The 7803-nt window shown below is 28.5% G+C and carries 6 protein-coding genes; 4 read left to right on the forward strand and 2 right to left on the reverse strand.

The features are described 5' to 3' along the window. The first annotated feature begins 85 nt into the window (after positions 1-85). Positions 86-472: a rhodanese-like domain-containing protein gene (locus ACWOBP_RS06925; protein ID WP_294683053.1), complete on the forward strand. Its 387-nt coding sequence runs from the start codon at positions 86-88 to the stop codon at positions 470-472. 168 nt (positions 473-640) lie between these two features. After that, positions 641-904: a TM2 domain-containing protein gene (locus ACWOBP_RS06930; protein ID WP_455338062.1), complete on the forward strand. Its 264-nt coding sequence runs from the start codon at positions 641-643 to the stop codon at positions 902-904. A 722-nt stretch (positions 905-1626) separates the two neighbouring features. On the opposite strand, the gene rpoD is transcribed toward ACWOBP_RS06930, so the two are convergent. Both rpoD and dnaG read right to left on the reverse strand, forming a co-directional pair. After that, positions 1627-2712, reverse strand: coding sequence for an RNA polymerase sigma factor RpoD (gene rpoD, locus ACWOBP_RS06935; protein ID WP_455338063.1), 1086 nt, complete (start codon positions 2710-2712; stop codon positions 1627-1629). Positions 2713-2723: 11 nt separating this feature from the next. After that, positions 2724-4514 (reverse strand): DNA primase, encoded by a 1791-nt coding sequence (gene dnaG / locus ACWOBP_RS06940; RefSeq protein WP_455338064.1) that lies wholly within the window; start codon positions 4512-4514, stop codon positions 2724-2726. 252 nt (positions 4515-4766) lie between these two features. On the opposite strand from dnaG, the gene trkA reads away from it, so the two are divergent. Continuing rightward, entirely contained in the window at positions 4767-6140 is a 1374-nt protein-coding gene (trkA, locus tag ACWOBP_RS06945) for a Trk system potassium transporter TrkA (RefSeq protein ID WP_455338065.1), read from the forward strand. 3 nt (positions 6141-6143) lie between these two features. Then, positions 6144-7637 carry a TrkH family potassium uptake protein gene (locus ACWOBP_RS06950; RefSeq protein ID WP_455338066.1) on the forward strand — a complete coding sequence of 498 codons (1494 nt, stop codon included), beginning with the start codon at positions 6144-6146 and terminating at the stop codon, positions 7635-7637. Positions 7638-7803 lie beyond the last annotated feature (166 nt).

The raw sequence follows: 7803 nt of genomic DNA on the forward strand, positions 1-7803 counted from the left end.
TTCATACTAATTATAATCAATGTTGAACAAATTTTCAAATTATGATATAATTCACTTACATATATTTTATTAAAAGGAGTTCATTATGTCATCATTTTTACTATCGACAATAGTTTTAGTGGTTGTTTTAGGAGCAGTGGGACTATTTAATTACTTCAGATTAAAAGGCGCTGTAACGAAACTTCCTTATGAAGAATTCAGAAAAAATCTTAGAAAAGTTCAATTAATCGACGTTAGAGAAAAAGAAGATTTTAAATACGCTCACATTAACGGTGCTCGTAATATGCCTTCTTCTCAATTCAATTTCTTATATACATCTTTAAGAAAAGATCAACCTATTTATCTATGTGATAAAAATGGAACTTTAGCTCCACGTGCTGCTTTAACTCTTAAAAAGAATGGCTATACAAACGTTTATATGCTAAAAAATGGTCTTCAAGATTGGAAAGAAAACCTTAAAACAAAACGATAATAATTTTAATATACCTGGCTAATTTATTATGTTAGGTATATTTTTTATTATTTTAAAGAATGATATTAAATTACTTAAAAATATAGAGCTTAGCTTTTTTTTTACTATTGAATACTAAATTATTTTATGTTATTATTATCCTTAAATAATCCATATGGAGGTCTACTAATGACTAAATACTATTATGATCCCACTAATAACCGCGGATATATTCCTGGAAGATATGTTAATAAAGTAGTATTCTTATTAATCACCTTCTTTTTAGGGCACTTCGGAATTCAATACTTTTATGTAGGAAAGAACTTCAAAGGACTACTATGTCTACTATTTTGTTGGACTTTTATTCCATCAATCATAGCAGTTTTTTCTTTCATAGTAACATTATTCAGACCAGCAAATGAACATGGTGATATATTTATCCCGTATCACTAATGATAAAAACTTCAATAAATATAACTTATTAATAACCTTATATTTACTGAAGTTTTTCTTTATGTATAATATATATCTTATCAAAGGAGAACCTCTTTATGAATTTAAAATATATACTACATTCATTATATTCAGTTTTAAAAATATACTTAAAATCCCTTATAATGATTCTATCAATATACTCTTCTTTAAAAATATTTATTGACCTATTTAATAAATTTGTATCTATAAATGAAGGTACAATTATTTATAAATTTTTTAATCTTTCTATTATTGTCAACCATTCAAAACGCAAGTATTTCATTTATGTTATACTTTACAATTCTTAATATTTATGGAGCTTTATCTTACTTATTACCAAAATACACAAAATTAAAAGAAACATATTTGATATTCTTATTCAAAAAATACCAATTCACAGTTATTGTCATAAGTATCCTATTTTTCTTTATTACTACATTTAACGATATTCAATTAGGAATTATCGCATCTTCCCTTTCAATTTATGCACTTATAATAAATATTAAAAAATAATAACGACAAACTTATTTTTAATACACTGATATTGAATTATCATAAACTATTTATATTCCATATTTCACCAAGATAATAAACTACAAAATGCTATAATACCCTTTTTATTAATTATTTTAATAAAAAGGGTATTATATTCTTTATTTTGAATTCTTAAATTCACATCTTATTAACTTAACACTTTGGAATTATTCCATGAAGCCTTTTAGTTTATTAAGCTTAGATGGGTGTTTTAATTTTCTTATAGCTTTTGCTTCAATTTGACGAATACGTTCACGAGTTACCCCAAACGCACTACCTACTTCTTCTAAAGTATGAGTCTTACCATCTTTTAGCCCAAAACGCAATTTCAACACATTTTCTTCACGATCAGTAAGTGTTTCTAATATTTCTTCTAATTGCTCTTTTAATAACTCATTTGCTGCATGTTCTACTGGAGATTGTGCTTCTTTATCCTCGATAAAATCTCCTAAATGTGAATCATCCTCTTCACCGATTGGTGTTTCTAATGAAACTGGCTCTTGAGCTATTTTTAAAATTTCACGAACTTTTTCTGGAGTCATATTCATTTTCTTAGCGATTTCTTCAGGTTTTGGCTCACGACCTAAATCTTGAAGCAATTGTCTTTGAATACGAATTAGACGGTTAATAGTCTCAACCATGTGAACTGGAATACGAATAGTTCTAGCTTGGTCTGCAATAGCACGGGTAATTGCTTGACGAATCCACCAAGTTGCATAAGTAGAAAACTTGAACCCTTTTGAGTAGTCGAATTTTTCTACCGCCTTGATTAATCCCATGTTACCTTCTTGGATTAAGTCTAAGAATAGCATTCCTCGACCTACATAACGTTTTGCGATACTTACTACAAGACGTAAGTTAGCTTCAGCTAAATCTTTTTTAGCTTGTTCTTTTTCTGCTTCAGTCCCTGTTTCGATAATTTTAGAAAGCTCTAATTCTTTTTCTTTTGATAATAGTGGTACTTTCCCGATTTCTTTTAAATACATTCTCACTGGATCATTTGTTCTAATCCCAGCTGGAACTGATAAATCTTCTAAATCTAATTCTTCTTCCTCTTCTTCTTCATGATTAGCATTGATTAATATGATATCCTCATTATTTAGCTCTTCATAAAAATCGTCGACTGCTTCTGAAGAAACATCTAATTTCGATAAAGCATCTACGATCTCTTCTTGCGTTAACTCTCCTTGTTTTTTACCTTTTTCTAGTAATTCTTTTTTTATTGTTTCAAAATCTTTTACTTTCTTAGCCATGTCATTCTCCTCTATTTTTTATATTGTTTTAACTTTATTAATAATTCTTTTTGAGTTTCAGTATCCATTTCTTGAATGGCTACTCTAAGTCTTTCTTTTATTTCTTTTAATGTCATTTGTGTATTTGAAAAATAGCGTATATAATCACCTACAACATCAACAGTTGGATTTTCTTCAATTAGAAAATCTGTTTCATCTATATATGTTGCAAGTCGTATCACTTCATCATCCTCAATGCTATGAATAAACTTATAGATATGGAATTCTAAATTATTATTATAATAAATTACCAAGTAATCCATTAGGTTCACAAAGGCTTCTTGCGGAAATTGACATTTTTCTAAGTCGTTATATTTTTCTACAAATAATGATCTATCGACAAAAAAGTATTTAAATAATTTACACATTTTCTTGTCGTAATTAATTGTTCTAAACAACAGTTCTGGATTTGTTGGTGCCACCCACTCTACCGCTGCTTTCTTCCTCTTCACATTCACTTTACCTAATTCTTTAAGAAGAACTTGCCGTTCGATTCCAAACTCCTCTGCCAAATTAGTAAGCAATATATATTTTAATGATTCATCTTCTACATAAGCAATATTAACAAGTATTTCGTTTTTATATTTGATACGTTGTTCTATATTTGACTTTGAATCATTTTTATAATATTCAATTTTATAATTAATAAAGTGTTCTTTATTATTTCTTAAATAATTTTCAACATCAAAATCAGGATTTTTAATATTTTTTTCAGTTAAAAATTCATCTAAGTCCTTCGCACCAGAAAATTTCAACTTATATATATTGTCAGTTGTTTGGATAATTCTGTTTCCAATCTCTATCTGAGCTTTCGATCCCGCTTCATCATTATCTAAACTTAGCGTTATTTTTTTTACAAGTGATAACAGTTCTTTTAATTTATTATTATCTATATTTGTTCCCATCAAAGCAACGGTATTTTTCATACCATTTTGATGAGCTTTAATAACATCCATATATCCTTCACATAAAATCACTTCATTTTCTTTAGCTATAAATGAACGCGCATCTGAAAAATTATATAAAACTGTTCTTTTTTCAAAAATTTTCGTTTCGTGCGTGTTGTAGTATTTCGGAACATTCTTATCAGAAGACATTGTTCTTCCTGAAAATGCTACAACTTGATTTTGATTATTTTTTATAGGGAACATTACTCTATCTTTGAAGACATCATAATAATCTCCATTATCATTTTTTCCTAGTAATCCCGCTTCAACCATTAAATCCAAATTAATCTTATTCGAATTAAAAAAGTTTAAAGCAATATTGTTATCTCGAGGAGCATAGCCAAGATTAAAGTGTTTAATAACATCCTCACTTAGTCCCCTATCTAATAAATATTTAAGTGCATCTTCTGCTTCTTTTGTATTTAGTAGAATATAATTATAATAATCCGATAAAAGCCTGTGCCCATAATACATTATATCCAATTCATTATTAAAATCGTAACTAGCTTCTTTATTATCATTTGACTCTAAATCTAGTCCTAACCTTGTTCCTAGTTTAGCGATTGCTTGATTATATGTAATATTTTCTATCAGCGATACAAACTGAAAAATATTTCCACCTTTACCGCATCCAAAACAATGGGCTATTTTTTTCTCAGGAGAAACAGTAAAAGATGGTGTTTTTTCATTGTGAAATGGACATAATCCTAAGTAGTTTTGACCTCTTTTTTCTAACTTGACATATTCACTAACTAAACTTACTATATCAATGTTATCAAAAATATAATCGATGTCTTGTTTAGATATTTTTGCCACCTGACTCCTCCTTATTTAAAAACTAATTATTAAGAATAAAATGAGAAGATTTTTTCCCAACATTAATTATATCATAAACTTAATTATTTTAATATAGATTGTTTAATTATTTATAAATCTTCGATGATTAATTTTTTAGACATTACTTTTTATCTATTTCATATATGATTATTAATTCTAAAAAAATACTTTATAGAAATTTATTATATTTTGCGTTATAATATGAATATCATTAAAAAAAGGAGTATTAACGTGAAAGTAATTATAGTCGGTGGTGGAAAAGTTGGTGAGTTATTATGTGCAGACTTTTCTAACACATTTGATGAAGTAACAATTATTGACACAAATGAACGTCGTGTTGAAAAACTAGTTGAAACATATGATATTAATGGATTAGTCGGAAATGGAGCGAATTCAGATATATTATCTGAAGCCGATGCCGCAAATACAGATATGTTTATATCGGTTACAACTAGTGATGAAATAAACATGATTGCATGTATAGCTGCTAAACAGATGGGCGCTAAATACACAATTGCGAGAATTCGTAACCCTGAATATTCAAAAACAAAAGAATTCATAAAAAAATCTCTAGGAATTGACCTAATGGTTAATCCAGAATATGAAGCTGCAAAACAAATTTTCTATATGTTAAAATATCCTACTGCAATAAAAGTTGAGAGCTTTTCTAACAATAAATTCAATATTTTAGAAGTTATTATCAATGAAAACAGCTTACTTAACGGTGTTTCACTTATTGATAGTAGAAAATATATTGATTTTCCTTCATTAGTATGTCTTGTAGAAAGAAAAGGAACTGTTTTTGTTCCTCGAGGAAATTATATTTTTGAAGTAGGTGATAAAGTTCATATTACCGCTTCTAATAAAAATTTAAAAAAATTCTATAAATTACTAGGAAATAAAGAAAATCTTGAAAAAAAAGTAACCTCTTCTTTAATAATTGGAGCAGGAAAAGTTGCTTATTATTTAGTAGAATTTTTACAAAAAGCATCTTTCTACACGAAAGTAATCGAGATTGACAAAGAGAAGGCAATTTCTTTAAGCGAGACTTTCCCTGAAATTGACGTTATATGGGCAGATGGAAGTGATCGTGATACCTTGATAGAGGAAGGTATCCAAACATTTGACAGTTGTATCTCATTAACAGGACTGGATGAAGAAAATATTATAATTAACCTATACGCTGATAAATTAGGAATTAAAAAGACAGTCGCTAAAGTTAACCGAGCATCACTAAAACAAATAGCTGAAGATATTGGTCAATATTCATATATCACACCAAAAGAAATTGTTGGAAATATTATTAAAAAGTACACTAAATCATTACAATGTAGTAGAGCCACTGATATAGAAAGCTACTATCGTATAGCTAACAGTAAAGCTGAAGTTATTGAATTTAAAATTTCTAGCCCCAATACTAAAGTTCTTGGAAAGAAACTAAGAGAGTTAGATATTAACGATAATATGCTTATTGCTTTTATAATTCGTAATAATAAACAAATTTTTCCAAATGGTGAAGATGAGATAAAAGTACATGATAATGTTGTCGTAGTAAACTATGGTCATAAAATTGAACATATTGACGATATTCTTGTAAGGAGGTAATCTATGAACTTTAAAATGGTTTTCCACGTTGTTGGTAAGATGATAATGCTCTTAGCTGCTTTATTAATTTTACCTACCATAGTGTCAGTGATTTATCATGAACCCATTAAAATTACTAATTCATTTTTCAGTACAATTTTTATTTGTTTTATTCTATCATTAATAATACATTTTCTTACAAGAGATGTTATCGAACGTGATTTTTATAAACGTGAAGGATATGTAATTGTTACATTAACATGGGTTATCTTCTCTATTCTTGGTGCACTTCCATTCTATTTATCTGGAGAAATACCTCATTATATTGATAGTTTCTTTGAAACAGTTAGTGGTTTTACTACGACAGGATCAACAATATTACAAGACGTTGAATCTATAGAAAAAAGTTTGTTATTTTGGCGTAGTTTTACACATTTTATCGGGGGGATGGGAGTTATAGTATTTGCATTAGCAATTCTCCCACGTTCACCTCACACTATTCATATTGCAAAAGCTGAAGTTCCTGGCCCTTACTTTGGGAAAGTTGTATCTTCTATGAAACAAACAGCAATTTATCTATACGGAATTTATATTTCCCTAACTATCATTTTATTCTTCTTATTAATGATAGGTGGAATCGGACCTTTCGATAGTATAAATCTAGCATTCTCTACTGCTGGGACTGGGGGATTCGCTGTAAAGAATACTGGAATAGCATATTATAATAGTACATATATTACTGTAGTCATAGCTATTTTTATGCTAATTTTCTCTATGAATCTTACCTTAATATATTTCATTGTATTTAAAAGATACTTTAAGGTATTGAAAAGTGAAGAGTTACGTTGGTTCTTCGGTATGATTTCTATTTTATCAATAATAATGTTTTTAGATATCTATAGGTCTTATGACACACCAAATCACAGCTTACTAGATGTATTTTTTACCGTTTCTTCAGTAGTCTCAACTACAGGGTTCACCTACAACGATTTTAACATCTGGCCTGTATTTTCTAAAATGATAATATTGATTCTTATGATTGTTGGCGGCTGTACTGGTGGTACTGCCGGTGGAATTAAGATTCCACGTCTAATCTTCTTCGTTAAAAATGCTAAACAAAGCATAAGTAAAGCATTAAATCCACGAAAAATTTCAATGTTTAAGATAGATGGAAAAATAGTTAAAGACACTACCCCATTATCTAACTATCTACTATTATTTGGCTTTGTATATGTTATTATCCTTTTCTTAATAACATTTCAAATTAACGACTTTGAAGATGCAATTTCTTTAACAGTAACATCTATTAGCAATGCTGGTCCTGCATTTAATCACTATGGTCCTATGAGTAATTTTTCTGAGATACCTTACTTTACAAAAATAGTTTTGTCTATTTCAATGTTACTGGGACGTTTAGAATTAATGCCATTAATAGTGTTCTTCTCTGCTAATACTTGGAAAAAACGTAGAAAAAAAGCTAGAGAAAACCATAGAATAATCAATAATTATCACGAATAAAAAAAGACGAGGTTTGTACCGACCCCAAAAAGTTAGACCAAAAAATCTAACTTTTTGGAGGTCGGTATTTTTATGACTAAATATAATTTTGAATTTAAAAAGAAAGTCGTACTAGAGTATATAAATGAAAACATAAGCATAAGATCGTTAGCGAAAAAGCATGCTA

Source organism: Gemella parahaemolysans, assembly GCF_053758945.1.